The organism is Streptomyces sp. ADI96-02 (assembly GCF_003846185.1).
Classification (GTDB): domain Bacteria; phylum Actinomycetota; class Actinomycetes; order Streptomycetales; family Streptomycetaceae; genus Streptomyces.
The window spans coordinates 1,814,184-1,828,469 of record NZ_ML123034.1 but is presented as its reverse complement, the minus strand read 5'-3'; the positions used below and the strand labels follow the sequence as shown (position 1 = coordinate 1,828,469).

The following is a 14,286-nucleotide window of genomic DNA, read 5'->3' as shown; positions in this document are numbered from 1 at the left end:
CGCGCCCGACGAAGCCGACGCGTTCATGGGTGCCGCAGACGCGAAGCCCACCCCTGCCACCCACGGCAACGACACCCCCACAGCAACCGCCACACACGACGACACAACGCGGTAGCTGGAGGGAACCCGGCGGATAGACATCACAGACTCCTGGGTCTAAAAGAAAATGGCTAGATCCAGGTAATCCCCCGAACACCTTCGGAACCCCAGGGGAACACCCCAACTGTGCAGTCGGGTTCGCCCATTGCCTGACCGGCGAGGACGGTGCCGGTGAGGCAGCGTCGCAAGCAGCCGACCAAGTGGAGGAGGCCGGGTCACGGCTCCGACGTGACCCGGCTACCCGACCAATGGCATGGCATCGCCACCCGACGCGACAAGCCCGTCGAGTCCCATGAAGCCGCCGTCGCCCTCGCGTCCCTCCTGATATGGGCGTGACATTTGACGACAGAAACTCAAGGGGATTCCCCAGTAGGTCTGGTACGCGAGGGTGGGAGTCTGGGGTTGAGGCGCTGCTCGTGGAGTGGGTCACCATCTGGCCGATCGCGCCTACCAGGGCGGCGGCCCCTGGCTCAAGTCCTGGCAGATCTTCCGCAGATCCCGATGCAGTCCGAACCGCATGACGTCAATCGCCAAAGCCGTCCTCCCTCTGGAGCGGCAACGCTGAAGAAGCTCAGTGGTGCACGGGGGCGGACAGGGCAGAACCGGGTCCGTGGCGGCGCAGCAGGAGCCCCGTCACGATCGTGCCGACGGCCATGACGGCGGTGACCACGACCATCACGGTGAAGTAGGCCCCGTCGAACGCGGTGGACGCGGCCGTGACCAGCGACGGGTTGTCGTTCCCGGCCAGGGTGAGCGCCTTGTCGAGGCTGTCGCGCGCGGAGTCGGGGACGCCGGCGGGCAGATCGACGGTCGCGGCGTAGACGCCGGTCAGGAGACTGCCGAGCAGTGCGACCGCGATGAGGCTGCCGAACTCGTAGGACACCTCCTCCACGGAGGAGGCCATGCCCGCCCGGCTGGCCGGGACGTTGCCCATGATCGCGCTGGAGGCCACGGACATCGCGGCTCCGAGACCGGCGCCCGTGACGAGCAGCCCGGTGATGAGGAGACCGGTGCTGGAGTCGAAGTTCAGCAGCACCAGGGCGGAGCCGACCGTGCCGAGGGCCAGGCCGCCCGCGATGAGGGGCAGCAGGCCGACCTTGTGCAGGATGGCGCCGCCGACCATGGCGAGCGGCAGGGCCCCCAGTGCGACGGCGGCGACCAGCAGACCGGCGCCCAGTGGGGTGTAGCCCTCCACGAGCTGGAACCGCTGGGTGGTGATCAGCTGGATGCCGGCGAGGGCGAACAACGAGAACCCGGCCGACAGGACCCCGGCGAGGAAGGCCCGGTTGCGGAAGATCGCGAAGTCCAGCAGAGGGTAGGGCAGGCGGTGCTGCCGCCGGGCGAACGCCCATCCGCCGACCACGGCCGCGAGGAGGGCGATGGCGATGGGCGCAGGCGCGGGGTCGGGCTTCGCGGTCTCCTTGATCGCGATCACCAGGCCGACGAGGGCGACGAGCGCCAGGAGCGAGGAGACCAGGTCCCACCGCTTGGTGGGGTCCGCGTCGTTGGGCGGGGCCAGGACCAGCGTCGCGATGAGCGCCGCGACGACCACGGGGACGTTGACGAGGAAGACCGAGCCCCACCAGAAGCTGTTGAGCAGCAGCCCGCCGATGATCGGGCCCAGGGCGCCGCCCACGAGCGCGAGACTTCCCCAGACCGCGATGGCGACGTTGCGCTCGCGCTCGTCGTGGAACGTGACGCGGATCAGCGCGAGCGTCGCGGGCATCATCGCCGCCGCGCCCACGGCCAGGAACGCCCGTGCCGCGATCAAGGTATCCGCGGTCGGTGAGAACGCGGCGGCCAGCGAGGCGACCCCGAAGACCACCAGTCCGATCAGGAACATCCTCCGGTGCCCGATCCGGTCGCCCAGCGTGCCGCTGCCCAGCAGCAGCCCGGCCATCACCACCGGATAGGCGTTGATGATCCACAGGCTCTGGGAACTGCTCGCGCCGAGGTCGTCCACCAGGGTCGGCAGCGCCGCGTAGAGGATCGAGTTGTCCAGAGTGATCAGCAGGAGACCCGCGCCCACCACTGCCAACAGCAGCCAGCGCCGCCTCGCGTCCTGAACCATCTCCGTGAACCTTTCAGGCGTGTGCTTTCCGTTCCATGGAACTATACCTTCCGGATGGTGAAGTTACGAACGGACGAACCGCCGCGAGGCGGCGCACCGGCCACCTCGCGGCGAGATCAGGCGTCGGGCGGGCTCGAAAGGCCGGAGGGGCCGTCGGGGTCCGGCTCGTGGAGGGTGATCGCCCGGGAGGGGCAGACGCCGACGGCCATCCGTACGGCCGCGCGGTGGGCGGCGTGCGGCTCGGCGTGCGACAGGAGCACCAGGCCCTCGTCCTGGTCCTGGTCGAAGACGTCGGGGGCGGTCATGACGCACATGCCGGCGCCGATGCAGCGCTCACGGTCGACGCTCAGGCGCCACGTGCTCACTTCGCGTCCCAGGTGACCGGCAGGCGCTTCACTCCGAAGATGTCGGCGGTCTCGGGCCTCAGGCCGACGTCGGCGGCCGGCACGGCCAGGCGCAGGGTGGGGAAGCGGTCGAGCAGCGCACGGAACGCGACCCGCATCTCGACGCGGGCCAACTGCTGCCCCAGGCACTGGTGGATGCCGTGGCTGAAGGCCAGGTGCCCGGCGGCCTGCCTGCGGAGGTCCAGCGTATGCGGGTCGGTGAAGCGGTCGGGATCGCGGTTGGCGGTGTTGTACGAGAGGAGGACGGTCGTGCCGGCCTTGACGGTCCGGCCGCCCAGCTCCACGTCTTCCAGCGCCGTGCGGTGGAAGGTCTTGGCGACGCTCAGGTAGCGCAGCAGTTCCTCGACGGCCCCGTCGGTGAGCGCGGGATCGTCGCGCAGTGCCGCGAGTTGCCGCGGATTCTGGAGGAGCGCGAAGGTGCCGAGGGACAGCATGTTCGCGGTGGTGTCGAATCCGGCCGCCAGGAGGAGGAGGCTGATCCCTTTCAACTCCTCGTCGGTCAGATCGCTGTCGGTGAGTTCGCTGAGGACGTCGTCGGTGGGCTCGGCGCGCTTCGCCGCGACCAGTTCCGCCAGGTACTCCTGGGTCGCGGTGTAGGCCGCGATCAGCTCCTCGTCGCTGACCTCCCCGCCCATGAAGGCGTCGATCTGCTCCTGGAAGGAAGCCCGGTCCCCGTACGGCACGCCCAGGATCTCGCAGATCACCATGGTCGGGATGGGCTTGGCGAACGCGGTCACCAGGTCCGTCGGCGGTCCGGCCTCCTCCATGGCGTCCAGGCAGCCGGCGGTGATCTGCTCGATCCGCTCGGTGAGCATCCTCATCCGCCGCACGGTGAACTTGCCCACCAGGGGCTTCCGGTAGCGGCTGTGCTCCGGATCGTCCATGAGAAGGAACTCGCCGGGCGGGGCCGGAGGGAGCTGGAAGTCGACGACGTTCATCAGGTCCTTGCGCGAGCTGAACCGGGGGTCGGCCAGGACGGATCGCACCATCTCGTATCCGGTGACCACCCAGCCCGGTCTGCCGCCGGGATGGGTGTAGCCGCTGATGGGCCCGTGCTCGCGGGCGTCGAGCAGCTCGGCCGGCGGGTCGAACGGGCAGCCGGCCGCGCGCTCCGCCGGCAGCTCGTCGACGATGTGTAGGGACTCGTTCATGTCGCTCTTCCCCGTTTCGCGATATGACGTGTTTGCGGTCGCCCGAAAGCTACGTTGCCTTCACGATGTCGTCAATCGTGGGAACGCGGAACTCCAGCTGGGAAGGGGTTAATTGGTGCAATGGCAGCGATCGAATGCAACGACGCGTTGCAATGGCTGGAAGTGAAGGCAATACGGGGAACGGGTCAGGTCGGGTCAGGTCCGGTCCGGTCAGGTCAGCTCGGCGAGGACCGCGTCCGTGAACGGGGTCCAGACCTCGGCCGCCCACGGTCCGAAGTCGCGGTCGGCCAGGGCCACGCAGGCCGCGCCCGCGACCGGGTCGATCCACAGGAACGTGCCCGACTGGCCGAAGTGCCCGAACGTCGCCGGGGACGACGAAGCACCCGTCCAGTGCGGGGACTTGGAGTCGCGGATCTCGAAGCCGAGGCCCCAGTCGTTCGGGCTCTGGTGGCCGTAGCCCGGCAGGACGCCCTTGAGGCCGGGGTGGACGACGGTCTGCGCTTCGAGGACCGTACGGGGATCGAGCAGGCGGGGCGCCTGGACCTCGGCGGCGAAGCGCACCAGGTCGTCCACCGTGGAGACGCCGTCGCGGGCGGGCGAGCCGTCCAGCGACGTCGACGTCATGCCCAGCGGCTCCAGGACCGCCTGGCGCAGGTACTCCGGGAACGGGATGCCGGACGCCTTGGCGATGTGGTCGCCGAGCACCTCGAAGCCCGCGTTGGAGTACAGCCGCCGGGTGCCGGGCGGGGCCGTCACGCGGTACTCGTCGAAGGCGAGGCCGCTGGTGTGGGCGAGGAGGTGGCGCACGGTGGAGCCCTCGGGGCCGGCCGGTTCGTCCAGCTCGACGGCCCCCTCCTCGTACGCCACCAGCGCCGCGTAGGCCGCGAGCGGCTTGGTGACGGAGGCCAGGGCGAAGCGGTGAGCGGTCGGGCCGTGCGTACCGAGGACGGTGCCGTCCGCGCGGACGACGGCGGCTGCCGCGGTCGGGACGGGCCAGGTGTCGATGATCCGCAGGCTCTCCATGGGCCACGAGCCTAACGCCCGCGTACGCGACGCCGGTGGCGGGCCCGGGTCCGCACGGATGCGGACGGCACGGCGTCGCCGGCCGCGATCCCGACTGGCCCGCCGACGTCGGCAAGCCGAGACTGGCAGGGGATCGCGGTTCACGGAGCCGCGCGGCACGCTCGCCGTCCCCGATCACAGGATCGAGTCCTCTGCGGGCGTCCGAAGGGCGCCGGAAAGGCACAGTGCCTGATGACTGACGACAGGATCATCGCCACGGTGGAGCTCGGAGCCGGAGGGCCGCAGGTCGGTGTCCAGGGGCTCGGCTGCATGGGCATGAGCGAGTTCTACGGAGCCACCGACGAGGCCGCGGCCCGCGACACCCTCGACGCGGCGCTGGAGGCGGGCGTCACGCTCTTCGACACCGCCGACGCCTACGGGCGCGGGGCCAACGAGGAGTTCCTGGCCCCGTTCGTCGGCGCGCACCGCGACGAGATCACGCTGGCCACCAAGTTCGCGCTGGTGCGGACCGACGATCCCGAGTACCGGGCCGTCAGCAACGACCCGGCCTACATCCGCACCGCCGTCGAGGCCAGCCTGCGCCGGCTGAGCACCGACGTCATCGACCTCTACTACATGCACCGCCGCGACCCCGCCGTCCCGCTGGCCGAATCGGTCGGGGCCATGGCGGAACTGGTCCGGCAGGGCAAGGTCAGGCACCTCGGACTGAGCGAGGTGACCGGCGCGGAGCTGCGCGAGGCGTACGCGGTGCACCCGATCGCCGCCCTCCAGTCGGAGTGGTCCCTCTTCAGCCGGGACGTCGAGAAGAGCGCGGTCGGCGCGGCGGCGGAGCTGGGCGTCACCTTCGTGCCGTACTCGCCGCTCGGCCGGGGCTTCCTCACGGGGGCGTTCTCCGACGCGGGCAAGGAGCTGGGCGAGGGCGACTTCCGCAAGTACCAGCCGCGTTTCACGGGCGACAACGCCCGGACGAACGCGGCGCTCCTGGCTCCCGTGCGCGAGATCGCCGCGGCGCACGGGGCGACTCCCGCGCAGGTGGCCCTCGCCTGGGTGCAGCAGCGGGCCCGGGTGCACCACCTGCCCGTGGTCCCCATCCCGGGCACCCGCAAGCGCAGCCGCCTGCTGGAGAACGTGGCGGCGACCCGCCTGGTCCTGAGCGCGGACGACCTGGACCGGCTGGAGCCGATCGCGGGCCGGGTGGCGGGCGACCGCTACCCGGACATGAGCAGCACCGCGACCGCCCGCGAGTAGCGCGACCGCCTCGGGGGCGGGGGGCCTTTCCCGCCTTTCCCGCCTTTCCCGCCTTTCCCGGCTCTCCCGGCTCTCCCGCCTTTCCCGGCTCTCCCGGGCCGGTCCGGGAGAGCCGTGCCGCCCCGGGCCGGGAAAGGCATTCCTGCGCATCGAGCACAGGCGGCTCGGTGGAGGTGACGCCACCGTTTGCCGAGGGCGTGATTTCGGCCATTCCGCATGTTCGTGTGAACGGTCTTTTACTCGGCGTTGACCGGCTGTTCATGGCGTGGGTAATGTTTCAGGATGCGCTGGGGAATTCGTGATCAGCGACCTGGCGCCCTCGCCCAACCATCCATTAAAGGTAATTATCCTATGATCGGTTTCATGTGATCGTAGATGATTGCCACCAGGGAGTGCTGGGCGTCGAAAAGAAGTCGGGGAACATTCCTTGGGGGAGGGAAAATGCCTTCGCTCGTCACACGCCTGTCCATCACGTCCGCGAGGATCTGCGGCATCGCCGCACTGTCCGCCGCCGCCCTCGCGCTCTCCGCACCCCTGTCCGACGCCGCCCATGAGGCGCGCTGGACCGACGGTTGCCGGGGCTACTGGTACACCACGGCAGGCCACGCCTACTGCACGAAGTCGACCGCCGGCGTCAACGGCTACGACGTGGAGTACGACTGCAGGGCCGAGATCGACCAGTGGAACTGGAAAGTCCTGAAGTACGGGTACAAAGGAAAATTCGACCGCCACGAATGCACCATCAGGATCAACAAGACGCGCGTGACCTCCTGACCTCCTGATCTGCTGACCGTCCGCCGATCTGCTGACCATCCGCCGCCCATGACGTGGGTCCGCTTCCGGGCGGGCCCACACCGTATTCCGGAGAAACACACTTCATGTCGCCTGTTCCCTCCGCCCGACTGGCGTCCGTGTCACAGGGCTACGGCGATCGGCGGATCATCGAGAATCTCGATCTCCGCCTCCTGCCCGGCGTCACCGGTCTGCTCGGCCCCAACGGAGCAGGGAAAACGACCCTCCTGCGCACGCTCGCCACCATCGCGCCCCCGCAGGACGGCACCCTGGAGCTCTTCGGCGCGCCCGTCCGCAGCGAGCGCGACGCGCGCAGGGCCCGCCGCCGGATCGGATACCTGCCCCAGGACTTCGGCTACTACCCGGCGTTCACCGTCACGGACTTCGTCCGCTACTGCGCCTGGTTGCGCGAGGTCCCCGACCGGAAGGCCGGCCCCGCGACGGACAGCGCGCTCGCGGCGGTCGGACTGGCCGAACGGGCCCGCCATCGGATGAGGTCGTTGTCGGGAGGCATGCTCCGCCGTGCCGGAATCGCCGCCGCCATCGTCGGCTCCCCCTCGCTGGTCCTGCTCGACGAGCCCACCGTGGGACTCGACCCCGCCCAACGCCTCGACTTCCGCGAGCTGATCCGCTCCCTGGCCCGCGAGGGCGCGGCCGTCCTGCTCAGCACCCACCTGGTCGAGGACGTGGGCGCCGCTTGCGACCACGTCCTCGTACTGAACGACGGCCGGGTCGTGCACAGCGGCACCCCGCGCCAACTGGCCGAGCAGGCGACGCCGACGGCCCCGGGCGACAGCCCGCTGGAGCGCGGCTACATGGCCGCCCTCGGCAACCGCCGGGCGGCCGAGGAGCCGACATGCTGACGACGTACCGCATCGAGGTGCGGCGCTCCCCGCTGCTCTCCGCCTTCCCCGTGCTGATCGCCGTGGACCTCGTCGTCCTCTTCGGCCGTTCCCGCTACTGGATCGGCGTATGGCCGGAGGCGAGCGCCGCCGCCCAGATCGTCACGCTCTTCCTCGGCCCGGTGCTCGCGGGCGTCTCCGCCTGGCAGGCGGGCCGCGCCTCCCGGGCGGGCATGGCCGAGACCCTTCGCGGAGCGGCCAGGCCCGGTTGGCACGCCGAGGCGGCCCGGCTGGCCGCCACGCTCACGCTGGGCTTCCTCGCCTACGCGATCGGCTGCCTCACCGCCGCCGCCGTCTCCCTGCGCGACGCCGGGCCGGGCTTCCTCTGGCCCTCCTACCTCGCGCTGGGCGCGGCGACGCTGCTGATGTTCGCGTCCGCGGGGCACCTGGCCGGACGCTGGTGGCCGTCCGCCGCGTTCACCCCGGTCGTCTGCGCGCTGGGCGGATTCGTCGCCCTGCTCGCGACGCCCTTCCAGTTCACCGTCCTGGCCGGGCCGCCCGATCTCCATGTGCGTCCGACGCCGGTCGCCGTCCGGCTCCTGCTGGCCGGGGCCCTCGCCGTGCTGGCGGTCACCGCACCGCCCCTGCCGTCGCGGAGGACCGGGGCGGCGGCGGTCTCCCGACCGCGGCCCCGCCACGCGCGGGCGGCCTTCGGCGGGGCCCTCGCCTGCTCGCTCGTCGCGCTGGCCGCGTTCCCGTTCGCCGGCGACCTGCGCACGGAGCGTTCCGCGTCCGCCGTGAGACCGGTGTGCGACCGGGCCGCGCCGGACACCCCGCGCGTCTGCGTCTGGCCCGAGCACCGCCGCTACCTTCCGGAACTGACCAGGATGGCGAAGCGGCTCGACGGCCGCGCGGGATTCCGCGCGCCCGACACCTTCCACGAGTTCGGACTGCGGCGAACGGACCTGGGAGACCGGGGATTCGACATCGCGGAAGGCCACGTACGGACGGCCGCGATCGCCATGGCGGATCAGGTGATCACCACGTCGATCGGCTCGTGCGCCCCGCCGCCGCGGGAACGCCGGGCGTGGCAGGCGCTCGACAACATCCATCTGTGGCTGGAGTACCGGGCCATGGGCCAGGACCCGGACGTCGCCGACGCGGGGCTGGGGATGGCCGGAGTCGCCGGAGCCCAGCGGACCGCGTCCCGCGCGGTCCGCACCTCGCAGGCCGAGCAGCGCGCCTGGGCGGCGCGGGAGCGCGGACACCTGCGCGAGAAGGAATGGTGCGAACCCGATGCGAACGGCTGATCTCCTGCTGTACGCACGGGTTCACCGGACCACGGCGATCCTGATCGGCGTCTCGGCCGTGGCGGTCCTGTCGGCCCTGTTCGGCGGGACCCGCATCCCCCTGCCCTCGTTCGGGAGCGCCGGGACGACGGAGGGGATTCCGTACCGCCAGGAACTGCCCCTGATGTCCGCCGTCTTCCTCACGGCCGTGTTCGGCGGGGCGATGGCGGCCCACGAGGAAGCCGCCGCGTCCCGGGCCCACCGTGTCGCCGTCGCCCACCTCGTCCTGCTGTCGCTGACGGCCTGTGCGCTCTCGTTCGCGACCGAATCACTGGCGGTGGGACTCGACGCCGGTCTCGTGTACGTCCGCTCCCTGCTGGTCTGGCTCGGCCTCGCCCTGCTGTCCGTCCGGCTGTTCGGGCCGCAGCACGGCTGGATCCTGCCGCTGGCCTCCGCCTTCCCTCTGGTCTGGTTCGGCCCGAACCGGTGGAACTGGACCGAGAGTTCCGCCGCCGACGGCCTCGGCTGGACCATCGCCGCCGCCTCCCTCGCCGTGGGAAGCACCGCCGTCGCGGCGACCCGGTGGCGTATCCGGGCGGCCGGGCGCGGCGGGCTGGGGGCCTGGTCGCGGAGGCCGCCCGTACGGCCGTCGTGAACCGGGCCCGACCGGTGCCGCCCCTCACCCAGGGCCCCTCACGCAAGCCCCAGCGCGAACACCGCGAACCCCGCCGCGAGCAGCCCGGCCAGCACCCGGCGGGCGTTCGCGGCACGGGTGCCCGCCGTCCAGGGCGACTCGAAGCGCCGCGCGCACCGGACGAGCAGCACCAGCAGCCCGGCGAAGACCGGCAGCCACGCCGTCCGGGCGACGATCCAGAGCGCCGTGTCCGGCCCGGTCGTCAGCCCCGAGACCGCCGTACCGGCCATCGACGCCGGTACGGCGGCGGCCAGCATCGCGCTCTGGTGCCAGCACAGGATCGTCATCGCGCACCGGTTGACCACCACGACCGGGGCCCACAGCAACGGCCTGCGCAGCAGCCGGCCGAGCCGGTCCCGCAGCAGGACCGCCGCCCCGCTCTGCGTGGCGGCCAGCCCCACCACCAGCAGCGACGGCGGATGCGAGTTGGTCCGGGCCTCACCCGGCACCCCGACCACGGACGCCGGGTAGTGGAAGACCAGCAGCAGGACCGCGAACAGGACGCCGCCGCCCACGAGCAGCAGCCGCGCCCCGCGCCGCCCGATCCGCCCCTCGCCCCACGACACTCCGACCTGGTAGGCGAAGAGCCAGCCCGGCAGGATGTTCAGCACGCCCAGCCACGACGGCATCGCCTCGGCGAACGGCCCGTACCGCAGGAAGTCCACCGCCGCGACCGCCCCGAGCAGCGGCAGTGCCGCCCACCCGCCCCACTTCCGTGCCAGAAGCAGGCAGACCGGGGTGAGAGCCGTGACGACCGCGTACACCCCGACGAACCAGAGCGGCTGGATCACCAGCGTCGACGCCGTGCGCAAGGTGTCGCCGGGCACGCCGAGCCGGGCCAGCGCCAGGAGCAGCACCGCCCACACGGCCGTCACGCCGAGCACCGGCCGGCCGAGCCGGGCCAGCCGGCCGCGCAGCCAGGCGTCGGGTGGTGAACCGTGCCGCCGGTAGGACAGCGCCGAGGCGTACCCGCCGACCAGGAAGAAGATCCCCAGCATCTGGAGCACCCAGCTCAGCGGGGCGAGCCCGCCGAACGCCGCGAGCGGACTCGCGTTGTGCAGACCGTCCGCGTCCAGCCGGAACCCGCCGAGCATCCAGTGCCCGGCGGGCACGGCGAGCAGTGCCAGGGCCCGCAGCCCGTCGATCGCGCGGTCGCGGTGGTCCGGGGTGGCCGCCTCCAGCCGGGCCGCCGCCCGGCGCGCACGGGCGTTCACCGGGCCGCCTCCGGTGAACCGGCGGATCGCGGCTCCGACGAGGGGCCGGGGCGCCCGGCGGCGATGGCGGCGAAGGCGCGCAGCGAATCCGTACCGGGGACGAAGTAGCCGGTGTGGCCGCGCGCGTCGGCGGCCGGTATCCGGCGCGCGCCGAACGCCGGGTCGGTGGGATCGACGCCGTGCCCGAGACCGGCGAAGCGCAGGCTCGGCACGTCGTCGATCCAGTCGGTGGCGTCCTTCGCCGCCCACACCCGCGCCGAGGTGCGCAGCGCCGAGACGTCGTCGGCCCGCATGCCGGGCGAGCCGAGGACCACCAGATCGGTGGCGGACAGCCGGTGTGCCGCCAGGCCGCACACGACGGAACCGTAGCTGTGGCAGAACACGGCCGGTCCGGGCAGCCCGTCGGCCGCCAGCCCCGCCGTGAAGCGGGCCAGCCGCTCGGCCCCCGCGCTCGCCAGCCCGCCGGTCGCCGCGTCGATGCCGACCCCGACGGGTGTCGTGTACCCGGCCCAGGCGATGACGGCGCTGTCGGCACCGGCCTGCGCGTGGAGCGCCCGCGCCATCCCGGCGGGCGTGCCGTGCACATCGTCGGTCCGGTCGAAGGTCCCGGCGTCGACGTCGGAACCGGGCACCACCACCGAGACGCGGCGCGCCGAGCGCAGGTCCCCGAAGACCTCCACCACCTGACCGCGCCCGCGCGGGTCGAACGCGAGGATCTGCCGCCCGGGTGCGGCCAGCGTCCGGTAGCGGGCGTCGTCGCGAACGGCCGCGAGCGCCAGGGAGTTGGCGCGGTAGCGCAGCTCGACGGGGACGCCGTCCAGGTTGCCGACGACGGACGGGTGCCGTACCACGAGGAGTTGCCGCTCACCGGCGCTCAACCCGGAGAAGAAGGAGGCCACTTCGGCGGGCGAGGTCCGCTCGGGATCGGGCAGCTCCGTACCGAGCGCCCGGTCCGCCCGCCACGCGCCGCTGCCCGGCGGCGGCCCGGTCAGGGCCGTCTGCGCCGCCCCGGAGACCCAGCCCGCCGTCCCCGCCACGATGGTGGTGGCCAGGGCCGCGGCGAGTAGTGTGCGCGCGTATCGGCGCATCGTTCCCTCCCTCTCGGCCGTCGCACCGGCCGGTGCGACGGAGAGGAAGGTAGGAAGAGAGCGGGTGGCGCGGCGTCACACCGGGGAGCCAACCGCGAGGTGCTACCGGGGTAGGGGGTGGGCCAGGGCGGGCGGCCCAGGGCGTGCCGGGGCGGCCCAGGGCGTGCCGGGGCGGTCCAGGCCCCGGCGTCAGCGGGCCCCGCCGTCAGCGGGCCCCCGCGTCCCCCGGAGCCACCAGCCCCGACTCGTACGCGAAGATCACCGCCTGCGCCCGGTCGCGCAGGTCCAACTTGGCCAGCACCCGCCCGATATGGGTCTTCACGGTCTGCTCCGCCAGCACCAGCCGCCCGGCGATCTCCTGGTTCGACAGCCCGCGCGCGATCAGCTCCAACACCTCCGTCTCGCGCGGGGTCAGGCCGTTCAGCCGCAGGGCCTGCCCGCCGCGCGCCGCACCCGACGGGCGCCGGGCGGCGAAGTCCGCGATCAGGCGTCGCGTCACCGACGGGGCCAGCAGCGCGTCGCCCGCCGCCACCACGCGTACGGCCGCGATCAGATCCGCGGGCGGGGCGTCCTTCAACAGGAAGCCCGACGCCCCGGCGCGCAGCGCCTCGTACACGTAGTCGTCCACGTCGAACGTCGTGAGCATCAGCACCTTCGGCCGGTGCGCCACGCCCACCGGCGGGTGCAACAGTTCGCGGGCGGCGGCCAGTCCGTCCATCTCCGGCATCCGCACGTCCATCAGGACGACGTCCGGGTGGAGCCGGCGGCTCACCTCGACGCCCGCCCGGCCGTCCGCCGCCTCGCCCACCACGTCGACGTCGCTCTGCGCCGACAGCAGGGCCGCGAACCCGGCGCGCACCATGGCCTGGTCGTCGACGATGATCACACGGATGGTCACAGGTCCTCCGGACTCGGACGGGCGGCGGGCGCGGTCGGCGCGGCGGGTGCGGCGGCCGGCGGCAGCGGCATCCGGGCGGCCACCCGGAATCCGCCGTCGGGCAGCGGCCCCGTGTCGAGCGTGCCGCCGGTCAACCGTACGCGTTCACGCATCCCGACCAGCCCGTGCCCGGTGCCGCTGGTCTCCAGCGGCGGACCGGCCCCGGTAGCGGGGCCGTTGACGACCAGCACCGTCAGCTGCCCGCCGACCCCGCTGACCGAGACCCGGGTCGGGGCCCCCGGCGCGTGCCGCACCACGTTGGCCAGCGCCTCCTGCACGATCCGGTACGCCGACAGGTCCACCGCGGGCGGCACGTCGCCCAGTTCGGCGGAGAGGGCCAACTCGGCGGGCAGCCCGGCCCGTACGGTCGCCTCGACGAGCTGCTGGAGCCGGTCGAGACCGGGCTGCGGCGCGCGCTCGCCCGCGCCGCCGTCGCTGCGCAGCACCGACAGCAGCCGCCGCATCTCGCCCAGCGACTCCCGCGCCGCCGCCGCGATCGACGCGAACTCCTCCCGTGCCGCCTCGGGAAGACCACTGATCCGGTACGGGGCGGAGTCCGCCTGCACGGTGATCACCGACATGTGGTGCGCGACCACGTCGTGCAGCTCGCGGGCGATCCGGGTGCGCTCCTCCAGGAGCGTGCGCCGCGCCCGCTCCTCCTCGCTGATGGTCTCCTGCTCGGCGAGGAGCCGCCGCGCCTCGCCGCGCTCCCGGACCGAGCCGCCGATGACCAGCACCACCGCGCCGAGCACCGTGATCAGGAGCGCGCTGCCGCCGCCCCGGTCCGGCGCGATCAGGTGCAGCAGCAGCCCGCCGAGGCCGGTCACGACCCACACCGCGATGACGGTCCGCCGCCGCTCGCGCAGGCCGAGCGCCAGCAGCAGGAAGAGGTGGCCGACGATGACGGGCGGCGTCCACGGCCACACGTCGTGCGGCGCGGCGGGCCGGGCCAACAGCGCCAGCGCGCCCGCCACATCGGCGGGGAAGACGATCCACCACGCCTGGAGCGGCCGGTGGGCCAGCATCAGCAGCGGGGCCGCCTGCGCCACGCCCAGCGCCCCCGCCAGGGCGCCGGGAACCTCGTACTGCGTGGTCAGGACGGTGATGGTGACCGGGATCAGCGTCGCCGCGAGGGCCAGCACCACCGCGTACGGAAGCAGCCGCTGCCACCGCTTCGGCGCGTCGGCCAGCAGCGGAGTGGACGGACGAGAGGCATGGGACAACCCGTGGGCCAGCTCGCGCAGATTGCGGCGGGCGGCGCTCAACAGGCCGTCGGAGGGGGCGGAGGGCCCTGGGGAGGGAGAGGACATGACCCGCCCAGCCTAAGGACCAGCGCCGGACGATACGTCATACCGAGGTGGCCGACCGTCCGCCGCCACCTCATACCCCGGTAGGGGGTGGCCTCCGCCCGCCCGCCCGACGGCTCGGCGAGGG

The 14,286-nt window shown here is 72.8% G+C and carries 13 protein-coding genes and 1 pseudogene; 6 read left to right on the top strand and 8 right to left on the bottom strand.

The genetic code is table 11. The features are described 5' to 3' along the window. Positions 1-568: 568 nt before the first annotated feature. Positions 569-664: pseudogene (locus tag EES43_RS08035) on the top strand (IS5/IS1182 family transposase); the annotation flags it as partial. 6 nt (positions 665-670) lie between these two features. Here the strand turns inward: EES43_RS08035 and EES43_RS08030 are convergent. From EES43_RS08030 to EES43_RS08015, 4 genes are all read right to left on the bottom strand, one after another. Continuing rightward, positions 671-2,170, bottom strand: a complete 1,500-nt coding sequence (locus tag EES43_RS08030; RefSeq protein ID WP_124268086.1) for an MFS transporter — start codon at positions 2,168-2,170, stop codon at positions 671-673. A 116-nt stretch (positions 2,171-2,286) separates the two neighbouring features. Beyond that, positions 2,287-2,535, bottom strand: coding sequence for a ferredoxin (locus EES43_RS08025; protein ID WP_124268085.1), 249 nt, complete (start codon positions 2,533-2,535; stop codon positions 2,287-2,289). After that, positions 2,532-3,725: a cytochrome P450 gene (locus EES43_RS08020; RefSeq protein WP_124268084.1), complete on the bottom strand. Its 1,194-nt coding sequence runs from the start codon at positions 3,723-3,725 to the stop codon at positions 2,532-2,534. The genes EES43_RS08025 and EES43_RS08020 overlap by 4 nt, the downstream gene beginning before the upstream one ends. 210 nt (positions 3,726-3,935) lie before the next feature. Then, complete coding sequence (locus tag EES43_RS08015) at positions 3,936-4,748, bottom strand: serine hydrolase domain-containing protein (protein ID WP_124268083.1); 813 nt, start codon at positions 4,746-4,748, stop codon at positions 3,936-3,938. 231 nt (positions 4,749-4,979) lie between these two features. On the opposite strand from EES43_RS08015, the gene EES43_RS08010 reads away from it, so the two are divergent. The 5 genes from EES43_RS08010 (at position 4,980) to EES43_RS07990 (ending at position 9,574) form a co-directional block, all read left to right on the top strand. Then, entirely contained in the window at positions 4,980-5,996 is a 1,017-nt protein-coding gene (locus EES43_RS08010) for an aldo/keto reductase (protein ID WP_124268082.1), read from the top strand. Positions 5,997-6,437: 441 nt separating this feature from the next. Next, positions 6,438-6,770, top strand: a complete 333-nt coding sequence (locus EES43_RS08005; protein WP_124268081.1) for a hypothetical protein — start codon at positions 6,438-6,440, stop codon at positions 6,768-6,770. Positions 6,771-6,874: 104 nt separating this feature from the next. Next, the gene (locus EES43_RS08000; protein ID WP_124268080.1) at positions 6,875-7,651 is read left to right on the top strand and encodes an ATP-binding cassette domain-containing protein; all 777 of its coding nucleotides are present in this window, start codon (positions 6,875-6,877) and stop codon (positions 7,649-7,651) included. Further along, positions 7,645-8,940, top strand: a complete 1,296-nt coding sequence (locus tag EES43_RS07995; RefSeq protein ID WP_124268079.1) for a DUF7224 domain-containing protein — start codon at positions 7,645-7,647, stop codon at positions 8,938-8,940. The genes EES43_RS08000 and EES43_RS07995 overlap by 7 nt, the downstream gene beginning before the upstream one ends. Continuing rightward, complete coding sequence (locus EES43_RS07990; RefSeq protein WP_124268078.1) at positions 8,927-9,574, top strand: hypothetical protein; 648 nt, start codon at positions 8,927-8,929, stop codon at positions 9,572-9,574. The genes EES43_RS07995 and EES43_RS07990 overlap by 14 nt, the downstream gene beginning before the upstream one ends. Before the next feature lie 38 nt (positions 9,575-9,612). Here EES43_RS07990 and EES43_RS07985 read toward each other — a convergent pair whose 3' ends face one another. The 4 genes from EES43_RS07985 to EES43_RS07970 all read right to left on the bottom strand — a co-directional run bounded on the left by EES43_RS07985 (position 9,613) and on the right by EES43_RS07970 (position 14,162). Continuing rightward, complete coding sequence (locus EES43_RS07985) at positions 9,613-10,827, bottom strand: acyltransferase family protein (protein ID WP_124268077.1); 1,215 nt, start codon at positions 10,825-10,827, stop codon at positions 9,613-9,615. Further along, positions 10,824-11,915, bottom strand: coding sequence for an alpha/beta hydrolase (locus EES43_RS07980; protein ID WP_124268076.1), 1,092 nt, complete (start codon positions 11,913-11,915; stop codon positions 10,824-10,826). The genes EES43_RS07985 and EES43_RS07980 overlap by 4 nt, the downstream gene beginning before the upstream one ends. A gap of 205 nt (positions 11,916-12,120) precedes the next feature. Further along, complete coding sequence (locus EES43_RS07975; RefSeq protein WP_124268075.1) at positions 12,121-12,813, bottom strand: response regulator; 693 nt, start codon at positions 12,811-12,813, stop codon at positions 12,121-12,123. Further along, positions 12,810-14,162: a sensor histidine kinase gene (locus EES43_RS07970; RefSeq protein ID WP_124268074.1), complete on the bottom strand. Its 1,353-nt coding sequence runs from the start codon at positions 14,160-14,162 to the stop codon at positions 12,810-12,812. Before EES43_RS07970 ends, EES43_RS07975 begins: the two co-directional genes overlap by 4 nt. Positions 14,163-14,286: the final 124 nt, after the last annotated feature.

Coding starts and splice junctions, on each gene's coding strand:
- EES43_RS08030 (WP_124268086.1), bottom strand. CDS start 2,170: ATGGTTCAGGACGCGAGGCGGCGCTGGCTGCTGTTGGCAGTGGTGGGC.
- EES43_RS08005 (WP_124268081.1), top strand. CDS start 6,438: ATGCCTTCGCTCGTCACACGCCTGTCCATCACGTCCGCGAGGATCTGC.
- EES43_RS08015 (WP_124268083.1), bottom strand. CDS start 4,748: ATGGAGAGCCTGCGGATCATCGACACCTGGCCCGTCCCGACCGCGGCA.
- EES43_RS08010 (WP_124268082.1), top strand. CDS start 4,980: ATGACTGACGACAGGATCATCGCCACGGTGGAGCTCGGAGCCGGAGGG.
- EES43_RS07980 (WP_124268076.1), bottom strand. CDS start 11,915: ATGCGCCGATACGCGCGCACACTACTCGCCGCGGCCCTGGCCACCACC.
- EES43_RS07970 (WP_124268074.1), bottom strand. CDS start 14,162: ATGTCCTCTCCCTCCCCAGGGCCCTCCGCCCCCTCCGACGGCCTGTTG.
- EES43_RS08000 (WP_124268080.1), top strand. CDS start 6,875: ATGTCGCCTGTTCCCTCCGCCCGACTGGCGTCCGTGTCACAGGGCTAC.
- EES43_RS07995 (WP_124268079.1), top strand. CDS start 7,645: ATGCTGACGACGTACCGCATCGAGGTGCGGCGCTCCCCGCTGCTCTCC.
- EES43_RS07990 (WP_124268078.1), top strand. CDS start 8,927: ATGCGAACGGCTGATCTCCTGCTGTACGCACGGGTTCACCGGACCACG.
- EES43_RS08020 (WP_124268084.1), bottom strand. CDS start 3,725: ATGAACGAGTCCCTACACATCGTCGACGAGCTGCCGGCGGAGCGCGCG.